The organism is Paenibacillus sp. FSL E2-8871 (genome assembly GCF_038000345.1).
Classification (GTDB): domain Bacteria; phylum Bacillota; class Bacilli; order Paenibacillales; family Paenibacillaceae; genus Paenibacillus_AQ.
In genome coordinates this window covers 5,496,222-5,517,042 of the sequence record NZ_JBBOBV010000001.1, presented here as the reverse complement: position 1 = coordinate 5,517,042, position 20,821 = coordinate 5,496,222, and the positions used below count along the sequence as shown (strand labels likewise).

Genomic DNA, 20,821 nt, shown 5'->3' with positions numbered 1-20,821 from the left:
TAGGGACCAAGCCCTATTCCGGCTGTGTCTTCTTTAGATAAGCCCGCCATGTAATACACCACTTTGCAGGATCATCAAGAGAAGATTCCACATTCCGGTGAACGGTGCTGTTGTGCGGAGCTAATTTGACGATATGCGGCTGCGTGTAAGCTTCATTCGAAATATGGGTCAGCGCCTCGATATATTCATCAAGATCTTCCTTCGAATAAGATTCAGTCGGCTCCAGGGTGAACGGCTGCGGAACGATGTACGGATGATGGGAAGTCCAATAATGCAGGCCGAAATCACACATCCGGCGGGTGATGTCTTCTGTCGTTACCCCAGTCTCATCCGTAAGCTGCTTCCAACTGTACCTTACCTGTTCAAGACGTCGACCTTTGATGTAAGGAGCGCTGGCTCCGCGGATTTGCAGAATTTTGTGATACAGGTAGTTATTATTCAATACAGCGATTTGGGCCACATTCTTAAGACCGTCTGGCCCCAGACTCATAATCCAAGCGTAGGAACGAAGTACAGTCTGGGCCACGCCGTGGAAGCTGCGGACTTTGCCGATGCTATCACCGCTTTGCTCTACAAGGACATAACGACTGCCGTCCCAGTCAACAAGCGGACCGGGCAGGAAACGCTTAAGGGAATCGGTTACCCCAAGAGCGCCTGTAGCCGGCCCTCCACACATGTGAGGTGCGGCAAAGGTCTTATGCAGGTTGAAGAAACACATGTCAAAACCGGCTTCCTTGGCCCGGGTGATACCCAGCAGCCCATTCGCGTTCGCCTGATCGTAGAAGCAGATTCCTCCTGCTTCATGAACCACGTCCGTGAACTCACGGATACGATGATTGTATATACCTGTGTCTTCCGGATTGGCCACGACGAAACCCGCCGTGCGTTCAGAAATGGCATTCTTCAGCTTCTCCAGATCCGGGAATCCGTCTTCGTCAGGATGCAGTGTAATAATCTTATATCCTTTAACAGCTGCGGTCGCCGCTTGGGACGGATGTGAAAAGATCGTCGTAATGATCTCATCCCGCTGTTCTCCCTCGCCACGTGAATCATGATATGCGCGTACAATGGAAGCCATGGCCAGCAAGGCCTGGGTGCCACTGCTTGGCTGGAACGAGAAAGCATTCATCCCTGATATTTCACGCATCGCCTGGTCCAGCCTATAGTAGATTTCCAGAATTCCTTGAACGGATCCAGCATCCTGCAGAGGATGCAGTTCCATCAGATTTGGGGTACGTATAAGCATTTCATTGATACGGGGAATATATTTCATAGTACATGTCCCCTGTCCGATCTCTACATTAAGGTCGGAACCCAAAGTCTCTTGAGAGAGTCTTAAATAATGCCTAAGAACTTTGGCCTGACTGATCTCGGGCAGCGCCGGTGCTTCTTTTCGCCGCATCGCTGATGGAATTCGGGCGGAGCCTTGACCGACAACCTCGGCAATCCCAGCCTCGGTGCCCGGCGGGATCACTCCGCGCTCACCCGATCGGTGAAGCTCGAAGATCACCGGTTCATCCCATTTGGCCTGGTGAAAGCGGCGCACCTTATGATCTCTACGAATCCGTTTCATGGCTTTCCTCCTACTCTTCTGTACTATTAATTCTTGCAGACAATGTTCTCGATAGCTGAGGCAAGCCGGTCCAGATCTGCCTGCATATGAATTTCAGTTACGCAGTATAGAGCACATTGTCCCCACTGGGGATAGGCGGAGGATAGATCCTTTCCTCCGAAAATCCCTACTTCCAAAAGACGCTTGTTAATCTCAGCAACAGATATTCCAGTCTCGTTGAAATCTAAGACAAATTCTTTGAAAAAGGCTGTATCTTTAAAGCGCAAAGAGATCCCGGGAATGGCACACAGCTTATTCGCCGCATATTGAGATTTCTGAATAATGGTCTCCCCTACTTCCTGCATCCCCACTGGTCCAAGCAGGGATAGATAGACTCCGGCGGTAATTCCCCACAGGGCTGTCTGTGTTCCCACCGACTCCTTCCCCTTCTCCCGTTGGGCAAAGGATGTACGCTCATAGGCTACATCACCGAAGCCATATTCACCTTCCACTTCAGTAGGAACAATACCGAACAGGCGGGACGGATATTCCATCACATAAGTCTCTTCATCCCGGGTAGCGATGAATCCGGCTTGACCCCCACCATAGTTCATATGCATGCCCAGCGGCTGCAAATCTCCACAGACAATATCAGCACCGTAGCGGCTTGGAGGTTCCAGTACGCCAAGGGAGATCGGATCAACGCCCACAATAGAGATAGCATTTACCGCGTGCACAAGCTCAGATATTTCAGCACCCTGATCCTCAATAATTCCGAGATAACCTGGATTCTCGAAGTAGAACGCCGCCGTTCCTTCCTCAAGCTTGCCCTGCAGATCATCCAAATCTATTTTTCCTGTCACCGGATCAATCTCCACGTACCTAATCTCCATTACAGGTGTACAGTAATTGGTAATGATCTTGGCTTTATCCGGATCGACGGATCTGGAGAGCAGCGCAATCCTGCGGCCTGTAATCCGGCCAGCCATTCGGATGGCCGTGGAGGCGGCCTGTGCCCAGTCGAAGGTAGGGACGTTAACTACGTCCATATCGACGAGTTCGGCCATCAGGCTCTGATACTCGAACAAGGACTGAAATCGGCCGTGGTCTTCGTAAGGCTCTCCTGCATAAGCCGTCACGAACTCCGAGCGCTGATTAATTTCGTCGCATACAGCCGGAACGAAATGCTGCCAGCAGCCAGCCCCGAGAAAGTTGATATAATCGGCGCCATGCTTGTTCTTCGCAAGCAGAGCCTCGATATGTCGACGAAGCTCATATTCATTCATAGCTGGAGGAAGATTCATCTCCCGCTTAAGCTTCAGACTGTCTGGAATTGCATCATGCAGCTGGTCGACGGAGCTCAGGCCGATTTCCTTCAGCAATGCCTCACGGACTTCCGGTGCTGTATTCGGGATATAGGGATGGGCATAAGTTCTGTGTTCAGACAAGGTTAACGCCTCCGTCCTTAAAAGGTTGATTTAAAGTATTTATTTCTTTAACCGTTAGGCAATGCCGCCGCCATCCACAACAAGTACGCTTCCGGTGACCCAGGAAGACAGATCGCTAGCTAGGAACAATACCGCATTTGCGATATCACGTGGTGTACCCAATCGCTCCAATGGACGTCCCCCAGCAGAGGCTACGAGGAAGGTAGCTTCGTCCTGTTGAAGCTGCTTGGCTTCATCGCGTAAAAGCGGCGTATCCGTGTCGCCTGGGGACACGCAGTTCACGCGAATGTTCGCGGGACCGTGGTCAATGGCCATGGCTCGGGTGAGATTGACCACTCCAGCCTTGGCTGCACAGTAGGAAGCGGCACGGTCCCCGCCTTTAAGGCCCCAGCCGGAGCCGGTATTAATGATACTGCCACCGCCTCCGTGCTCCATCACCGGGATTATATATTTGGAGAGTAGATAAACTCCCTTAAGTGATACATCCATTACCAGATCCCAGTCGGCTTCCTCAAGCTCGACAACGGTCTTACGGCGGATAATCCCCGCATTATTGAACAGAATATCGACTTTGCCGTACGCGTTCTCAATCTCTGAGGCAGCACGCTTACAGTCCTCCGAAGAGGAGACATCGCAGCGGTGGAAGCTTGCTTTCCTTCCCCGCTCTATCATCTCATGAACAGCCTGCTCCCCTTGCCTTACATTGATGTCCAGCACAACCACATGTGCTCCGAAATCCGCAAGCAGTCCGGCCGTAGCAAGGCCAATACCTGAAGCACCTCCGGTAACAACAGCTATCTTTCCGCTTAAATTGAGTACATCCTTTGTGTGGAGCATGCTGTCCCCTCCTCTCATTGATGCGATTGTGGTAACCCGTACAGCATTTGTCTACCAAGCCACTCTGGCGTGGTATCTTCTGATAAAAACGGAGTGAGCAGAATACGGAATGTAAAAGCTTCCGATGTTACCTTATGATCCGGCATCTGGGCAGGTCCACAACTGTTGCTGCCCAGCCCATTCTGCCGGTAATCCAGATTCAGCGTGACGAAGTCACGCGGAACAAGCTCGCTTGCATGTTGTGCCTCTTCAAGATCCTTGTCCGTATAACGGCGCGCGCTGAATTCAAGCGTCGGACTACCTGCAGCAAGTAGACCAAGTCCGGATGCGTCTGTGACGGATAACCATCTGACATCCATCCGGTTCCCATTCTCCTGCGGATATATATATGGAGTGAATAGTCCATCAATTGAAGCTGTGTACACTCCAACACGGCATGCCTCTTTGCTGTCCGAATAATTCTCACCAGGTCCCCGGCCATACCATTTCACTCGATCCATGTCGCCTGGAATCTCCATCTGAAGTCCAATCTTAGGCAGCATTTCTGGCGGCTTGCCCTCCGGTGTGCCCTGCACATCCATAGTGATTTGCCCTATACTGTTTACGGTATAGGTGTTTACACACCGGAAACCCCAATCAAAAACTGGCGGAGCAATCCTTGAACTCACAGTGATGCGGATGTTCCCTTCATCAAGCCAGGCCCAGCTAACCTCATCAACACGTTCTGTTAGCCGGTCCAGGTGTGCTTTGCGCCAGTCCGGTAGCACATACATGTCATTGTCGATCGGTGCACGCCAGAAATTCAGCCGCGGTCCGGCTTTCATTAGTTCCTTGCCATTCAGACGAAGCGAATCGATTCGCCCGCTCCGCGTGTCAAAGATCATCCGGAAGTCCTCATTTGCGAGAATGATCTGTCCAGCAGCTTCTGTGCAGTGAAGATTCCGCCTGATCTGCTGACTTCTCATCCCAATAGCAGCATTGGAATGGTCATCTGAATGCCCTGTATGATTTTCGCCAACACGATTTCCCAACTCATCCTGCATTAGAAACTGAGCCCAAGCCACTTCATGCCCCTGCTCCGCCCAAAGACAGTCAGCGGCGATCGAGAAGCTGATGTTCAGCCACTGTTCCGCATCCTCACTGCGAAGGAGAGCATCAAGACTGTGGTCATAAGGAATCTCCACTTCTGCCTGTCCGCCCGCTTCAATCTCTGGCAGTGCAAGAACCCCGCTTTGAACGGTACGTCCATCCATGGTAATGCTCCAATCAGCATATAGGTGATCCAGTGTCAGGAAATCATAGCGGTTAATCACATTAACCTTGTTCCTGCTTATATACTCGACGCGAACCGGCTCGATAATTTTCTTATATTCAAGCAGGCCCGGTGATGGCGTTCGGTCCGGCCGGACTAGACCATCTATGACGAAGTTGCTGTTATTGGGCACATCCCCGAAGTCCCCGCCATAAGCATAATCAGCCTTCCCATCCGCCGTCTTCCAGCTCAGCCCGTGGTCAATCCATTCCCACACAAAGCCGCCCTGCAGTCTATCGTACTTGTCAAAAGTATCAAAATAAGGTCTTAATCCACCGGGGCCGTTGCCCATGGCATGCGCGAATTCACACAGAATATGCGGCTTCGGATGATCAGTCAACTGACCGAAGCCTTCCATCTTCTCAACGGAGGAGTACATCGTGCTTACCACATCACAGACCTCAGCTTCGCGATCTTCTTCGTAATGAATAAGCCGTGTTGGGTCAGCTTCTCTGCACCACTGCGCCATCGCCCGGAAATTGCAGCCGAAGCCGGACTCATTCCCAAGCGACCAGAAGATCACGGAAGGATGATTCTTGTCGCGCTCAACCATTCGCTGAACGCGCTCCACGTAGGCTTCCTGCCAGGCAGGATCATCGCTGAGTCTGGAAATGTTGCCTAGCAGTTCGAATCCGTGTGTCTCCAGATCGGTCTCTTCCATAACATATAAGCCGTACTCATCACACAGATCATAGAACCGGGGATCATTCGGGTAGTGCGCGGTTCTTACAGCGTTAATATTGTGCTGCTTCATCATCTTGATGTCCTGTAGCATGGTGGAGACGGTGACTGTGCGACCTGTATCCGGGTGATGATCGTGACGGTTGACTCCTTTGAGTTGAATCGCCTTTCCATTCACCAGGAATTGTCCGCCGCGCACCTCAACTGTGCGGAATCCAACCCGCTGAGCCGTCATCTCTACCGTATCTCCACTTTCATCCAACAAAGTGATCTTCAGATGGTACAAATTGGGGGATTCCGCACTCCACAGTTCCGGCTGTCCTACCGGCATTATAAGCTGCACATTCTTTCCTGCAGTAACCCGATCCTCAGCCCATGCAACAGATTCACCACTTCGTTTAAGCAGTTCAAGCCGCAGACTGCCCTGTTCAGCAGCTTCCCCTTGTATGTTCACATGAACAGACAAGATCCCATCACGGCTTGATTCATCCAGTTCCGTTATAATCCGATAATCGGCAATGCGGAGCGAAGACGGCTCGGAGAGCAGATACACATCTCTAAAAATTCCGCTCATCCACCACATATCCTGATCTTCCAGATAACTGCCGTCCGACCATTGGTACACTCTAACGGCTAAAGTATTGTGGCCCGGTTTCACATAAGGAGTGAGATCGAATTCTGAGGTTAGGCGGCTGCCCTGACTGTATCCGACCGGTTTGCCGTTTACCCAGATATGAAACGCACTATCCACCCCGTCGAACTTAATGGCGACATTCCGTCCGTTCCAGGATTCAGGCAGCATGAACTCTCTAACATAACTGCCTGTCGGATTCTCGTCAGGCACATGCGGGGGGTCTGCCGGAAACGGATAATATAGGTCCGTATAATGTGGAGTTCCGTATCCCTGTAGCTGCCAGTGCCCCGGAACCTGAATCTCATCCCAGCCGGAAGTATCATACGCCTCCTCGTAGAAATAATCCGGAGCCCACTTTGGCCCTTTTGCATAATTGAACTTCCATATGCCATTCAAGGATTTGAACCAGGGGGAGCTTCCCCTATTGTAAGTTAGTGCCCCTGACCAGTCAGAATAGGGGATGAAGTAGGCCCGGCTTTTGGCCCGCCCTCGCTGAAGGATGCCAAGATCATCCCAATCCCTCCTGATAGTTTGCTGTGACATGGTTCATTTCTCCTCTCTTTTCTCTACTCTACTCTGCGCTGTGTGCTGTTATTAGATTTTCCGAACCCGCTGCGGCGAATTAACCTTTAATGCCCGTAGTCGCAATGCCGCCAACGATGTAGCGTTGAGCGAAAAAGAAGATTGCCAGCGGCGGAATCGAGATCAGAACTGTAATCGCCATAATGGACTGCATATCCACACCGTACATCCCTTTGAACTGTGAGAGCCCTAGGGTCAATGTGTATTTCGTCTGGTCGTTAAGGAAAATGAGCGGACCCAGATAATCATTCCAACATCCCATAACCTGGAACACAGCGACCAGGATCAGCGAAGGCCCCATCAGCGGGACAATAATCCGTGTTAATACGGTCAGCTTATTGGCTCCGTCGATTGTAGCTGCTTCGTCTAGCTCCCGCGGGATGGTGAGAATGAACTGCCGCAGCAGGAAAATGAAATAGGCGGACCCGAAGAAAGACGGTACAATAAGAGCTTTGAGCGTATTAATCCATCCCAGAACGTTGAACAGCATATACTGCGGGATCATAGTGACTTCCCAGGGAATCATCATGGTTGCCAACACAACCAGGAACAGAAAGTCCCTGCCCTTGAACTGAAATCTGGCGAATCCATAGGCTACGAGCGTGCATGAAATCAGTTGACCAAACGTCGACAGGATGGTAATAATCAGTGTGTTTTTCAGAAACATATTGAAAGGTTGAATGTTCCACGCCTCTGCAAAATTGCTGAACTTCCATACAGAAGGAATCCATTTAGGTGGAAAAAGATACAGCTCGGACTGTGACTTGAGCGCAGTCGTAACCGCCCAGAACAGCGGGGCTATGAACAACAGTGAAAAAAAGAGCAGCAGGACGTATACGAGTATTTTCTTCACAAAGAACGTCTCCTTCCTTGAGCCTTCAGCTTCTCCTGAGGATTCTTCTTCATTTCACCTTCGTAGAACACCCAGGCTTCCGAGGATTTGAACACAAGAAAGGTCAAGCCGAGCACGATCAGGAACATGAACCAGGCGTTAGCTGCCGAATATCCCATTTTGAAATACTTAAACGCATTCTCATACATGTACATGGCATAAAAATAGGTTGCTTTCATTGGACCGCCTCCGGTCAGCAATAAAGCCAGGGTCAGCTGCTGGAAGGCTGCAATGATGGATGTAATTAAGTTAAATAAAATCGTCGGAGTGATCATCGGAATCGTCACACTGAAGAATTGTCTGAGCTTACCTGCCCCATCAATGGAAGCGGATTCATAAAGATCTCTCGGAATCCCTTTGAGGCCAGCCAGAAAGATCAGCATCATCGAGCCTTGTCCCCAGAGACTTGCGACCACCATCGCTACTAATGACCATTGCTTATCGTTGAGCCAATCAGGGCCCTGAATTCCGATCAGGGACAGGAAGTAATTCAGAATCCCATAATCACCGCTGTACACCCAAGACCAGATCATAGCCAGAGCGACACCAGATATAACAGAGGGAATATAAAAGGCGGTTCGAAATATAGCACTGCCCCTTGTCTTCTGATTCAGGAGAATCGCAAGCCCAAGCGCCACAATGATGTTCAATGGAACGAACAGAGCCGCAAATTTGAGGGTGACCCCGAGTGAGGTCCAGAATAACGGGTCATCCGTAAACATTTCCGCATAATTGCCAAACCCGATAAAGTGCACTTCGCCGACAATCGGCCAATCAAAAAAAGAGATGATAAGGGAAAATAACAATGGCCCCAAGGTGAACACGAGGAATCCGAAGATCCAAGGAAAAATGAAGAGGTAGGGAACAGCCCTACCCCAACTACGTTTTCGTGTAGGCTTGAGCTGGGCCATAGGCTCCCCTGCTTGATGCAGAAAGGTCTGAGCCATCTCTTAACCTTCTTTCTGTAAATGTGTTATTTCAAATAACGTTGACTATCTTTAACAGCCTGATTTAGCACTTCCTGGGCATTGCTGCCGTGCATAACCGCTTCCACCGCAGCAGAGAGCTGGCGGTTCACTTCATTCCATTTCGGATTGAGCAGGAACGCAGGTGTATTGCTGGAGCGTTCCAGCATCGTGTAATACGGTTTATAGAGCGGATCCTGATCTTTCTTCAGCTCGTTTACGACACTGACCCTTACAGGCAGATCTGCCACACGCATCTTGATCGAATCATTAGACACATAGAATTTCACGAATTCCCAGGCCAGATCTTTCTGCTTCGAATCCTTGGCGATGGACAAAGCGGACTCCGCGAGCACGCCTTTGACCGGTTTGCCCGGGAACGCCGGGATTTCGACCGTACCTACATTTATGCCTGCTGTCTTGAACGATTCCAGCGGCCAGATACCGCTCTCCCACATAGCGATTTTACCCGCTTTAAAAATGTCATCTCCGCTCTGCTGGCCTTTGCCTCCGGTCAGCACAGCCGAGCCGTTCTTAACCATGTCGCCGAGCATCTGGATGGACTCAGCTGTCTCTTTGCTGTTCATAAATCCTTCAATCGTTTTGCCATCATCAGAGATGAACGAGCTTCCGTTGCTCCATACGAAGCTCTGAAGGTCATACGTATCGTTCTCTGCGCGAACCCCGAACCCGTACTGCTTCTTCGACTTATCGCTGAGCTTGGCCGCGATGTCCTGGAACTCCGCCCATGTCCATCCATCCTTCGGATAAGGGATCTTGGCATCATCGAACAACTTCTTGTTGTAATAGACGACGCGTGTGGTGAATCCTGCCGGAATGCCATATAGCTTGCCGTCAATTTTTCCATAGTTGAACAATCCCGGATAGAAATCTTCGATGTTCAATTCTTTATCTTTGCTCGAATAGCTGTCCAGTGGTTCCAGGGATTGATGATAGGTCGGAAAATCCCACATATACATCACATCTGGCGGATTGGTTGCCCCGAATCCGGCGGCAAGCTTCTGGTCAAAACCGTCTGCATAAGCCTCTACCTGAACCTTCGTACCCGGATGGGCTGCTTCAAATTTCTTGGCGATGTCTTGCTCAATCTTGAGCGCGTCTCCGGTATCCCATGTCGCAAAACGAAGCGTCTTCGTCTCCCCTGAGCCTGCAGCACCTGTGGATGATGAAGGCTCACTGTTCCCCCCGCAAGCTGTGACCATAGTTGCCATTAACGTAGTGGCAAGTACAATAAGAGAAATTTTCTTTTTCACTGTGGCAGCCTCCCCTTTGAATGAGGTAATAATAATTGAACCGCTTTCATATTAACTTTTATGAAAGCGGTTCAAAACCGATATCTATTCGAATGTTTGCGTACTTTTGTTCGATTTACAGATCGGGGTGTCCATCTGTTCGAATCACGGCGTCTTTTTGTTGTATTCGGTAATGACTAGGCGTCTGACCCGTGCAGCGCTTGAACCATTTGCTGAAATATTTGCTGTCGCCAAGCCCTGTCCGCTCCGCAATATCCTGCATCGTCAACTGCGTATCCCGCAGCAATGCCTTGGCAAGCTTAAGCTTTCTTTTATATTGAAAAGCCACAAAGCTGTCGCCAACCGTCTTCTTAAATAGGATCGAGAAATGGCTTCGGCTAAGTCCCACCTGGCTCGCCAAATCGCTAACCGACCAATCCGCTCCAGGGTTCTCATGCAAAAGCTTCACGGCCTTCCAGATCGGTTCAGGCCAGTCCTGAGACGAAATACCATGCAGCTTCTCCACTTCCGCTTCCTTGTGAAGCGCCATGAAGGCCTTGCTTAAATCTTCAGCGTTGCCCAGCGGTCCTCTCTTGGCCCACTTCAGCTTCTCGATTTGGCTTTTCATCTGAACGAGCAGACTGTCCGCAATCTCCAGCTCGTCACCAGGTACAATCCAGTAGCAAAGGTCCTCACCGTAAGGGATGATAACAGATGCGCTGTGGCGCATACGGCTATTCTCATCCTCATTAAGCTTGACGAGATCCAGGTAAGTACAATCGCATCCACAGGTCTTGATCAGATAAATGTACAAGGGTTCCCTATTCAGCGGCAGCTTCTCCCTAATGAGCTTATCTATTTCGTCAACAAATTTGCTGCTGTGTCCACTCTGCCAGGCAAACAAGAGAGAGCCTAGACGTTCTCCATAGATTTCGCTTGTTTCAGCATCCGCTACGGGAGCAGACGATGTCAGCTCCCTCTGGAACTTCTCCAGCATTCCTTCCAGCTCTTCATCTTCAAAGGCCGTCTTAAGCAGATATCCTGAAGCCCCAAGCTTAATTCCTTGCTGAGCAAATTCGAAGTCACGGTGACAGCTCAGCAGAATAATCCGGGTATCCTTATCGACCTCTTTAACTTTGCGTAACAGTTCAATCCCATTCATCTCCGGCATGACGATATCGGTAATCACTATTTGAGGCAGGTGAATCTGATAGGCCTCCCAAGCTTTAAGGCCGTTCGGCGCATCAGCCACCACTTCCATCCCATACTTATGCCAAGGAATTGTAGAGCGAAGTCCTTTTCGCACGATACTCTCATCATCTGCAATTAACACTTTAATGGTCTTGGTTGTCTCCATGCGGACTCTCCTCCTTCTTGGGCCACCGAATTACGATAGTAGTGCCTTCACCTTTCGTAGAATGCACCGTCAATCCATACTGCTGTCCGAAATGAAGCTTGAACTTCTGATTCGCGTTCTGAACACCGAGTCCTCCGCGTCCCTTCGGTTTGCTTTCCGGCTTTGCACGCATAAGCGCCTTCAGCTTCTCTTCAGTGATCCCTGCACCGTCATCAGACAATGTTAATAACAGATGATCGCCTTCCTCCCGTACACTTAACGAGATGTTACCCTCCCCATCTTCAAATCCATGAAAAAAGATGTTCTCGAAGAGCGGCTGAAGGGTCATACGAGGAATCAGATACGGCTTAAGCTCTTCGTCACAGGTCTGTTCATAACTGAATGCGGACCCGTAACGGATCTCTTGTATTTTCAGAAAATGCTCAATCATGCGGAGTTCACGGCCTAACGTGATCAACTCCTGAGAGATATCCAGATTACCTTCGAGCACCATCGTCAGATGATAGAGCATCTGGCGGATATCCTCTGCCCCTTGGAGCCTTGCCTTCCACTGGATAGAATTCAGCGTATTGAAGAGCAGGTGTGGATTAATTTGGTAGTGAAATGCCTTAAGCTCGGCCTCCTTCTTCAGCCGCTCACTCTGCTCCACTTCCTGCACAAGGGATTGAATTCCCCCCACCATACGGTTGAAGCTGGTATCCAGGCTGCCGAGTTCATCCTTGCCTTCCACCAGGGTCCTCGTGTGTAGCTTGCCAAAGCTGACCTTCTGCATCGAGTCTTTCAGCCTGCGAATTCGAGCTGTGAATTTCGATGAGAATATATAAGCTAACCCAAAGGCAAGCAGACAAGAAACAATGGCTACAAGTACTGTGTTGGAGCGGATCAGGCTCGAGGAAAAATAAAATGCTTTGGCCGGCAGCCTTGCTTCAATCTTCCATCCGTTGGCTGCCAGTGTCCTATTCCACACCACGTCACTATCGTCTGGAGTGAATGGAGAATCTGACTGGTAAATGGGTTGCCCTTCAGAACCAGTTATCGTCAAATGCGCTTTGGTATCTTCCTCAAACATATGGAACATATCAAGAAGAACCTGCGCATTCTCTTCTATTAAGATTGTGCTTCCATGCTGGGTTCCAGCCGGATTATTAATCCGTACAGCGAGCCCCAGTATAGGTTCTCCGGTATCCGAAGCTTCCATGCCATGATTCATAGGATAGAAGCCCAGCCAATAGGGCCCTTTAGATGAATAAGTAATGGCCCGCCAGGCGGGGATATCATTAAGCTTACTGACATCCAGATTATTCTCTCCATAGTAATAGCCAGAGCGGGTAATCAGATAAATACCTCTTGTCAGATCCGTCTTAAGTGATTTAAGCAGCGCCTCGAAGTCATCTTTATCCATAATCTCCTGATACGTAGTTGGAACGTGATCACCTAGTCCCACCCGTGCAGGATCAAGGAGATACGAATAGATTGTTCCTGTCGTCTGATTCATCCGGTTCAAAGCGGAGCTGATCTGCTGATCAAGTTGTGCCACGGTGTTCTCCCCGTATTTCCCGAATTGAGAGTTGATGACTATAGCGGATTGATAATAGTTCAAGGCTCCCAGTGACAGTAGCGGAATAATCGCGACAATAAGAAAGCAAAAGAGCAGCTTAGTCCGGATGCTGAAATAAGAGCGAATAGAGAAGCGATGATATAACTTCTTAAAGAAATAACTCCACATGACTTCTCATCCCCGCCTTATAAATTTCATTTTTATAGTTGAAGTGTAGCACGGACTGGCACACTCGGGAATATCTCGGAAAATGGGAAAGCACTTCCCCTCACGCCGATCTTGACCAGGAGGAAGTGCCCGTATGTTTTTAAGTTGTATACTCGTGCCCTAGGATTAAAAAGACACTTGAGGTCCAAGTAAATGCCCTGTCGCGAAGGCCTTGACCCGTCAGGGCATCGAAGTTCTCGGCCATGCCACTCTTGTTCAGCATATTGCAGAATCGGCGGGCTACCTCGCTTGCCAGTTCAACATCCCCTGCCGCGGCCACACCTTCCACGAGCAACATGGTTGATGGCGCCCAAATCGGGCCCCGCCAATAGCCATCCGGCGTGTAGTAAGGGCTCTTCACACTCTCTGTAGCCCAGCCGTTCGGCGTCAAGAAGCGGCTCTCATCCCGCAGGCCATCCAGCAGTGCGCGCAGGATTTGCTCCGGCAGCCGCTTGCCAAGCAGAATGGGCACGAAGAGCAGCAGGCTGTCGCCGTCGGATGCTTCGTGAGTTCCAGAACGGCAAGCGGTGAACCTCCCATCCTTCCAGAAATGACGTAGCATTTTCTCCAGGGTCTCCTCGCCTAATCGTCTCCATGCGGTGCTTTCGTCGGTAAGCCCCAGAAGCCCAGCAATTTCGGCAAGCAGTTCAATCTGCAAGATTAAAAATGCTGCCAGATCCGGACTCTCCACCGGAATCCCGTTATTAAAGGCAGTACTGTTGTCCCAACCCGAATCGTTTCCATGATTGTACTGTGGTATACCGTCCTTGTCGTTATCCCGGTAATGGAACCACCAGTTCGTCCACTTGCTCAAGGGCCCATACACTTCACGAAGATGGGATTCCTTAATATAATCCGTCCGCTGCATCATCCAGGCCAGCGTCCAGCCATGAATAGGCGGTTTGTTGCAGTTCCAAAGCTCGTACTTGTCGTTGATAAAGTCCGGAATCAGGCCACTCTCATCCTGGCGGTCGAAGAAAATCATAAACTGGTCCCAGGCCAGCTCCGGGTGATGTCTGACCAGAGCCATCGCATTGAAGCAGTGATCCCAGCTCCAAATATTCGTCATCCAGTTCTTCGACATATACATTGCTGGCCGGGTCAAACATCCTTCCGCGGGAACCAGACAGGACCAGGTAATATAAGCCGCCAGTTCACGGCCGTCTTGCCAGCGTTCGGGAACGGTCAAGCTGGCACCCAGCCACTGGTCATATTCCTGTTGCACCGCTAGTACCGCTTCCTCCCATGGTGTCCAGGCATCACGCCGTTCCCATACCGTGCGGAATTCTTCCACCGCGAACTCGGCAATTTCCTTACCCGCTTCGGGGGTGAACTCCGCCACAATGCGGGAACTTTTAATTTTGTCCCAAGGTACCTCCATCCGGAGAGCCCCGGTTAACCGGGTGAGCATGAACCGGCATTCATGGGTGAAGCTGTTTACTTCAAAGCTGCCTGCGCTGTGTTCATAAGCATAATCATAGGCTGAGGTACGAAAGGTGAGGCGAATGCCACATCCTCTGCTCTTGAAACGGACCGTACGGCCATCTGTGATACAGATCTCCGCATAGATATTGTCGGTATCCGTATTCAAACGAAGCAGTGCAGGCTCTGCCTTAGCCTCGTACGGAATATACTGATTACTCTCGTCCAGCAGTTCAATTTGAAAAGCTTCACCAAATTTATCATCCCCACCACGCACGGTCCGTAAGTAAAGCCCCTCCGCCCTGACATCCGATTCAGGTAGTTCAGAAATAGCCAGAAAGGTGCCTCTTCGGCTGAAGGGTACCGTGTTAAGATTAAAGTTCATATCGTTGGACTCCTTTCCAAAGGAAGTATGCGCTTTCAGTTTATCCAAGGCGTCAGAATTACGAAACAGACAGGTGTTAGCGATGGGGAGTCATATTGTTGGAGTGAGAAGTCTGAGGCGTACACGGGTGTCTTTTTGTTAGATGATCAGGGGGACAAATGTTAGCACGTCTTTGTAAACGAGCATGTCGATAGGGAAACGGCATATGAGTTTGGTAGAAAAAAAGGTTATCCGTAATACCTCATGTAGGCATTAACGGGATAACCTTCTGCTGGTAATTTAATTTAATTTAATTTAATGGGATCGAATAAAATAGTCTAGATCCTTTGTTGTTGGTATACCATACAATTTTGTCGCCGCTAACAATAGGGCTGCTTTCTGATAGTACAAAGTTCTTAATCGTTTGGATACCGCCAGTGGTTGCACCCGCTCCATCTATAAGAACATATTTCAGGTCACCCGGATGATTCTCTTTATCAAACTCCTGCCACAGCACCATCATTTTGTCGTCTGTGATTTTTACTAGTTTAGGGATGGACGCGATCAGGTTCGTACCAACATATTTAGCCAAGGTGATGTGGTTCACTGCTGTGCTAGACAGGTTGGCTTTTGGCAGAACACTAAGAACGATATCTCTCTGATCCTTCTCTAGTCCCACCATCTCATAAGACGTATATTCTTTGACAAGCGAATGGTCAATCGTATTCATAGCGACAATATAGTTCGCCGAAGACATCTCAAATCCGCCTATAGAAACGCCTGTGGTGTTCGCTCCGATTTTGCCGGGAATATTAAACAGGTCTACCTCGTTATAGCTGGTTCCATTTCCTTTATTCAGCACAATCGAACGAGGATAGGCATCACCATGATCCACTAGAACATGCGTAGCACCATCAAACAATACATATTGATCAAAAGAGTGGCTGACATGATTCTTCTGGAATCTTCCCAGATCATTCGTCACGGTCATTGTTTGGGTATTCACGATAATGGTCAGCTGGGATTGATGATTTAGTTTATCTTCTGTCGTGTACCTTGTACGTGAAGTGTGGAATACAAGCGTATCACCAGTCTCGGCCATACTACCAGAGCCAGAATCAAAAGGGCTAACCGTATAACTCTCGCCACCCTTAACGGAGACACTATCTACTCTATTGAAGCTTTTATCATAACGGACAATACGAATCACTTCTTTGCTATCATTCTCTTCGCGATTCTCTTGTCCAAAAGCAATATAGTTATACTTCTCCCCACTATAGAAACCACCAAATATCGGAAGCTCAAAAGGGATACTCTTATTTCCAGTTAGTTCAAACTTCTCATTATATGATTCAATCGTAACTTCCTTATTCGCCTCAAGGACACTTACAGTCCCGTCATTATTATTCACGAGATAGGAAGTGGCCGTACTTTTCCATCTGGGAAAATAAGAAGATACAGCGTTACTTTCGGTTTTCACCGCCGTCTTTACCCGGTAAGCATGATCTGGAACTTTTGAGAACAAGGATATTCGATCAGACTGAACGTCATATTCGATATCGAATGGAATTTTCCCCGCCAAATCTCGCAACTGAACATAGTTATTCTCGTCAATATTGTACGCCGTAATCGACTGTAGCTGTCCGTTCACTAGCACTTTAGAGGTCGACAGCGTAGCTGAATAATTTCTATTGCGACTATAGTAGTTGCTGCTAGCTTTCTTTTCGGGAGTATAGGCTTGCCCGGTTATGATCTCTATCGCATTGTTTGCTTTATTCCAAGTGATATCAAATTGACTGGCTGTTCCCGAGAAATACTCCGCTACATCGCGCAGCCGGAAATAATTGTTGTTCGAGATATTGAATCCGTTCAGGTCCCTTTGTTCTCCGTCAAAATATGTACTGCTCTCGGTTACCTTAGCCTTCACCGTACTGCTCGCAAAGGTTGTAGTGCCGAGCGCTGGTATAACCAGTAATACAATTAGCAAAATACTAAAAATCCTCTTCATCCAACTTTTCCCCCATTTATATATAAATAAAAATACTATAATTTTTATCGGTATTTTATTCCTATTCCTCCACCACATAACTTACAAACGCCAAGCGCTTACTATCCGGAGACCACGAATTCACGTTAATCGTACCTTGTCCTCCAAACAATTGTAATAGTGTGCGATAATCTCCTCCCGTGCTTGCCATCAATCGAATCTCAACATCCTTATTCGCAGGGTGATCGCCAGGATCTACATCTCCTTTGCGGTAACTCAGGTAGGCTATCGTCTGACCATCTGGCGATACATGCGGGAACCAGTTATTACTCTCATCAAAAGTCATCTGTGTTTGCTCACTGCCATCGGCATTCATTCGCCATATCTGCATCAGCCCTGTACGCACCGAGTTGAACCATATATGTCCCCCATCTGGTGAATATTCAGGCCCATCATCCAGCCCAGGCGAATCCGTCAGTTGTACCTCTACTCCCCCGTCTACTGGAATGGTATAAATATCATACTGACCATTGCGCTCTGCACAGTAAGCTAACTCAGCACCGTTTGGAGACCAACCATGTAAATAGCTTGGAGCATTCGGTGTAACTAGAACCGGTTCGCCACCCTCCATGGGAAGAATATATATACGAGATTTACCATCTTCTTTCGTATGGTGACTAATTGCGATCTTACTGTTGTCAAAAGACAGAACATGATCGTTATTACATTCCGCAGCAAACCCCGAGTCAATTTGAACAAGCTCACAGGTTGCGATGTCGAACGAATAGAGACAACCTCGACTATTATAAATAAGACGCTTACCATCGCTAGTCCAATTGGGTGCCTCGATTAAATAATCAAATGAGCGGAGCGCAGTACGTTCTCCAGTCTGTACATCTACGATTTCTAATGTGCTAATCACTTTCATTGTCCTCTCTCCCATCGTTAAAATATGTACATAACCCACTTCGACAGCTATTCTAAATCCCCTTTCTTTCTTGGTAATGCAATTATAAAGACAAAAAGATCTGCCTCGAAGAGAGTTCACTCCTCAAGGCAGATCCATAATCATCTTATAAACGTCCAGCCGCTTTTACTTTTACCAGCAAGGCATTGCCCGGCAAGTATGCAATCGGAATATCCTCAGACAATACGATCTGAACGGTATTGCGATCTGCACCGGCTAGAACAGCTTGCTCTATTGCATGGCTGCGGGCATCTTCCTTAGCTTCATCATAAGACATTTCGTCCAGGGAATAAATGCGCTCTGTCTCCCCGCTCACCTCACCTAACGCAGCGCCAATCGCATTCGCAGCATCATAGTGATCCGGTCTTACAATCCGTGATACACCTTCAAGCTTGTCTGCCACAAGAATACTTCCGCCACCGACCAAAATGACGTCAACAGGATCTGAGCTTGTCTTCATCCGATCAATCGCTTCCTCGATATCCCGCGTAATGATCTCATCTGCTCTTTTGCAGATCGATTCATCAAGTGCCTCAGTCTGCGCATCTTTCCACTCGTATCGATTAAGCTTCACCGCCACATCAGTTGCGGTGAGCGTATCACCACCAAAGATGAGGCCGCGCTTCAATAGCTCGTACCCCACGCTATCCGGACCCACTGTTACCTGATCCTGCGTTTCATCTAAGCGAACGATTGTACCGCCGCCGATCCCGATCGATAAGATATCCGGCATGCGGAAGTTCGTGCGAATCCCGCCAATCTCAACCGCAGCGGAGGATTGACGCGGGAAGCCTTGCATCAAGACGCCGATATCTGTCGTGGTGCCACCAATATCAACAACAAGTGCATCATTCAGACCTGACAAGTGTGCCGCACCCCGAATGGAATTCGTCGGACCGCAAGCAATCGTCAGAATCGGGTAACGAAGCGCATATTCACTGTACATCAGTGTTCCATCGTTCTGACAGATGTATAGGCTCGCGTCAATTCCATAAGTGTGAAGCGCCTCTTCGAAGCCCTTTACGACTCCAGCAATAACGTTAAGTAATGCGCCGTTCAGCAACGACGCGTTCTCACGCTCGAGCAATCCAATACTTCCAATCTCATGAGACAACGTCACAGGCATATCTGCGCCAAGTACTTGCTTCGCAAGTTCTTCGACACGTTTCTCCTGCGAGGTATTCACGGGGGAGAACACACCACAGATCGCAACCGCTTCGACTTCACCCTTCATTTTCAAAAAGCAGTCTAGAATCTCTTCTTCATCCATTTCAACAATCGTGCGCCCATCATATTCATATCCACCATGAACAACATAAGCATGTGGGCAAACCGTTGCCTTAAGTGTATCGTCCCAATCCGCAAGTGGAGGAACCGCAGTTGTTGCCGGTGCCCCGATTCGAATCAAGCCGACTTTCCCCAAGTGCTTGCGCTCCACAATAGCATTCGTACAGTGCGTAGTTCCGAGCATTGCATAACGAATCTGCGCCGGATTCACACTACTCTCTGCTAACAAACGACGGATGGATTCAGTAATACCTTCATTCACATCACGTGTGGTATGCACTTTTATCGTATGAATGGTGTTTAGCTTGGAGTCGAGCAAGGCTGCATCTGTATTTGTCCCGCCGACATCAATCCCAATGCGGTATATTTCTTCCATGTTGTTTACATTCGTATGAGACATTACTCTGCTCCCCCTTTCTCTGCTGCCAATTGTTCAATTGGAACATAAGGTGCATCATAGCCAAAATATTGTGGACCTACCGTCTCGAGGCCCTTTGGTGAACGCCATTTCGGATCACAAGGGAAACCAACCACACTCACCCGGGCACCGTATTTCAAATTCTCAGTCGTGATTGGCATACCGGTATCCTGGTCAAGCACAGAGATCAGGTCAGGAGTAATAGCAATTGAATGTCCATCTTCTGTGGCAAGAAGGAACTCATTCTGGAAGAACAAAGTCATCGTACGTCCCTTTTTAGCATCTGTACCTTCGAAGATCGCTTCACCGCGTGTAAATCCGCCTTCTGTACGACGGCGAATGTCTACTGCCTTCCCCTGGAACAACGCATATCCATTCAGCTGCTTCAGCAGCATTTCAATTGGATTCTGCTTCAATTCCTTGGACTCGAACAATGTTTTTCCGATTTCATACGCAAGCGTCAAGGTATGTGGGATTGCACTTTGCTTTACCTGCGCTCCAGTTACCGGATAATCACAAATCGAAGCTGATCCGCCCATTTGAATCGTAACTGCACGCGCCATCCGCTCTTCCCAAACACCGTCGATCGCATGCATAAGCACACCGTTGCCGCGTTCATCTGCCATCGTAATCGGACTGCAGTCAATACCGTCCAAGTAGAACGTCACCATTTGCGATTCTGGAAAAGCCCGTCCCATGGCATCCGCATCTACGATAGGAATATTGCGTTCCGCAGCCGTAATTACGGGAACCAGAGAGTTACCACCACCGACCTCAATCGGCATAATGGCGCTCACCTTGCGTCCAAGCTCTTTCTCAATCATATCTAAAGGCTTGATCATTTGCTGAATCGAAGGAATCTTCTCATTCATAACCGTAGGTGCGCCAATCATGGATATAGGAACAACCAATGCATCGTCCTCCAGATCCTCAGGACTTACTAAACGAACAGGACCATATTTGCGAATGGCTTCCATCGCCATCAATTTACCAATATGCGGGTCACCGCCCCCGCCTGTTCCAAGAACGGCTGCACCAACAGCAATGTATTGCACCGCTTGTTCATTTAATTCTGTTAGTTTGTGATTTGTCATGTTG

14 protein-coding genes are annotated in these 20,821 nt (G+C 48.9%); all 14 read right to left on the bottom strand.

Going from position 1 to position 20,821, the window contains the following annotated elements; translation table 11 throughout:
* Window positions 1–13 precede the first annotated feature (13 nt).
* The 14 genes from gcvPB to NYE25_RS24770 all read right to left on the bottom strand — a co-directional run bounded on the left by gcvPB (window position 14) and on the right by NYE25_RS24770 (window position 20,817).
* A complete protein-coding gene (gcvPB, locus tag NYE25_RS24835; RefSeq protein WP_341147091.1) occupies window positions 14–1,573 on the bottom strand; it encodes an aminomethyl-transferring glycine dehydrogenase subunit GcvPB in 1,560 nt (519 codons plus the stop codon).
* 26 nt (window positions 1,574–1,599) lie between these two features.
* Window positions 1,600–3,000 carry an aminomethyl-transferring glycine dehydrogenase subunit GcvPA gene (gene gcvPA / locus NYE25_RS24830; RefSeq protein WP_341147090.1) on the bottom strand — a complete coding sequence of 467 codons (1,401 nt, stop codon included), beginning with the start codon at window positions 2,998–3,000 and terminating at the stop codon, window positions 1,600–1,602.
* A gap of 54 nt (window positions 3,001–3,054) precedes the next feature.
* Window positions 3,055–3,837: an SDR family NAD(P)-dependent oxidoreductase gene (locus NYE25_RS24825; protein ID WP_341147089.1), complete on the bottom strand. Its 783-nt coding sequence runs from the start codon at window positions 3,835–3,837 to the stop codon at window positions 3,055–3,057.
* Between the two features lie 14 nt (window positions 3,838–3,851).
* Entirely contained in the window at window positions 3,852–7,007 is a 3,156-nt protein-coding gene (locus tag NYE25_RS24820) for a glycoside hydrolase family 2 TIM barrel-domain containing protein (RefSeq protein WP_341147088.1), read from the bottom strand.
* Between the two features lie 79 nt (window positions 7,008–7,086).
* Window positions 7,087–7,899, bottom strand: coding sequence for a carbohydrate ABC transporter permease (locus NYE25_RS24815; protein ID WP_076286144.1), 813 nt, complete (start codon window positions 7,897–7,899; stop codon window positions 7,087–7,089).
* Window positions 7,896–8,849, bottom strand: a complete 954-nt coding sequence (locus tag NYE25_RS24810) for a carbohydrate ABC transporter permease (protein WP_076286178.1) — start codon at window positions 8,847–8,849, stop codon at window positions 7,896–7,898. Before NYE25_RS24810 ends, NYE25_RS24815 begins: the two co-directional genes overlap by 4 nt.
* A gap of 62 nt (window positions 8,850–8,911) precedes the next feature.
* Complete coding sequence (locus NYE25_RS24805) at window positions 8,912–10,135, bottom strand: ABC transporter substrate-binding protein (protein ID WP_445667183.1); 1,224 nt, start codon at window positions 10,133–10,135, stop codon at window positions 8,912–8,914.
* Window positions 10,136–10,292: 157 nt separating this feature from the next.
* Window positions 10,293–11,513, bottom strand: coding sequence for a response regulator transcription factor (locus tag NYE25_RS24800; protein WP_341147086.1), 1,221 nt, complete (start codon window positions 11,511–11,513; stop codon window positions 10,293–10,295).
* Entirely contained in the window at window positions 11,491–13,239 is a 1,749-nt protein-coding gene (locus NYE25_RS24795) for a cache domain-containing sensor histidine kinase (RefSeq protein ID WP_341147085.1), read from the bottom strand. The genes NYE25_RS24800 and NYE25_RS24795 overlap by 23 nt, the downstream gene beginning before the upstream one ends.
* A 139-nt stretch (window positions 13,240–13,378) precedes the next feature.
* On the bottom strand, window positions 13,379–15,085 hold the full coding sequence (locus tag NYE25_RS24790; protein WP_341147084.1) for an amylo-alpha-1,6-glucosidase: 1,707 nt from the start codon (window positions 15,083–15,085) through the stop codon (window positions 13,379–13,381).
* Window positions 15,086–15,374: 289 nt separating this feature from the next.
* On the bottom strand, window positions 15,375–17,072 hold the full coding sequence (locus tag NYE25_RS24785; protein ID WP_341147083.1) for a hypothetical protein: 1,698 nt from the start codon (window positions 17,070–17,072) through the stop codon (window positions 15,375–15,377).
* 61 nt (window positions 17,073–17,133) lie between these two features.
* Window positions 17,134–17,979 (bottom strand): TolB family protein, encoded by an 846-nt coding sequence (locus tag NYE25_RS24780; protein WP_341147082.1) that lies wholly within the window; start codon window positions 17,977–17,979, stop codon window positions 17,134–17,136.
* A 145-nt stretch (window positions 17,980–18,124) separates the two neighbouring features.
* Window positions 18,125–19,705: a hydantoinase/oxoprolinase family protein gene (locus tag NYE25_RS24775; RefSeq protein ID WP_339800461.1), complete on the bottom strand. Its 1,581-nt coding sequence runs from the start codon at window positions 19,703–19,705 to the stop codon at window positions 18,125–18,127.
* A complete protein-coding gene (locus tag NYE25_RS24770) occupies window positions 19,705–20,817 on the bottom strand; it encodes a DUF917 domain-containing protein (protein WP_341147081.1) in 1,113 nt (370 codons plus the stop codon). The genes NYE25_RS24775 and NYE25_RS24770 overlap by 1 nt, the downstream gene beginning before the upstream one ends.
* Between the last annotated feature and the right edge of the window lie 4 nt (window positions 20,818–20,821).

Excerpts from the sequence above, each read along its gene's own strand:
- NYE25_RS24780 (WP_341147082.1), bottom strand. The coding sequence starts at position 17,979 with ATGAAAGTGATTAGCACATTAGAAATCGTAGATGTACAGACTGGAGAA.
- NYE25_RS24775 (WP_339800461.1), bottom strand. The coding sequence starts at position 19,705 with ATGTCTCATACGAATGTAAACAACATGGAAGAAATATACCGCATTGGG.
- NYE25_RS24800 (WP_341147086.1), bottom strand. The coding sequence starts at position 11,513 with ATGGAGACAACCAAGACCATTAAAGTGTTAATTGCAGATGATGAGAGT.
- NYE25_RS24795 (WP_341147085.1), bottom strand. The coding sequence starts at position 13,239 with ATGTGGAGTTATTTCTTTAAGAAGTTATATCATCGCTTCTCTATTCGC.
- NYE25_RS24785 (WP_341147083.1), bottom strand. The coding sequence starts at position 17,072 with ATGAAGAGGATTTTTAGTATTTTGCTAATTGTATTACTGGTTATACCA.
- NYE25_RS24810 (WP_076286178.1), bottom strand. The coding sequence starts at position 8,849 with ATGGCCCAGCTCAAGCCTACACGAAAACGTAGTTGGGGTAGGGCTGTT.
- NYE25_RS24820 (WP_341147088.1), bottom strand. The coding sequence starts at position 7,007 with ATGTCACAGCAAACTATCAGGAGGGATTGGGATGATCTTGGCATCCTT.
- NYE25_RS24790 (WP_341147084.1), bottom strand. The coding sequence starts at position 15,085 with ATGAACTTTAATCTTAACACGGTACCCTTCAGCCGAAGAGGCACCTTT.
- NYE25_RS24825 (WP_341147089.1), bottom strand. The coding sequence starts at position 3,837 with ATGCTCCACACAAAGGATGTACTCAATTTAAGCGGAAAGATAGCTGTT.
- NYE25_RS24770 (WP_341147081.1), bottom strand. The coding sequence starts at position 20,817 with ATGACAAATCACAAACTAACAGAATTAAATGAACAAGCGGTGCAATAC.
- gcvPB (WP_341147091.1), bottom strand. The coding sequence starts at position 1,573 with ATGAAACGGATTCGTAGAGATCATAAGGTGCGCCGCTTTCACCAGGCC.
- NYE25_RS24805 (WP_445667183.1), bottom strand. The coding sequence starts at position 10,135 with ATGGCAACTATGGTCACAGCTTGCGGGGGGAACAGTGAGCCTTCATCA.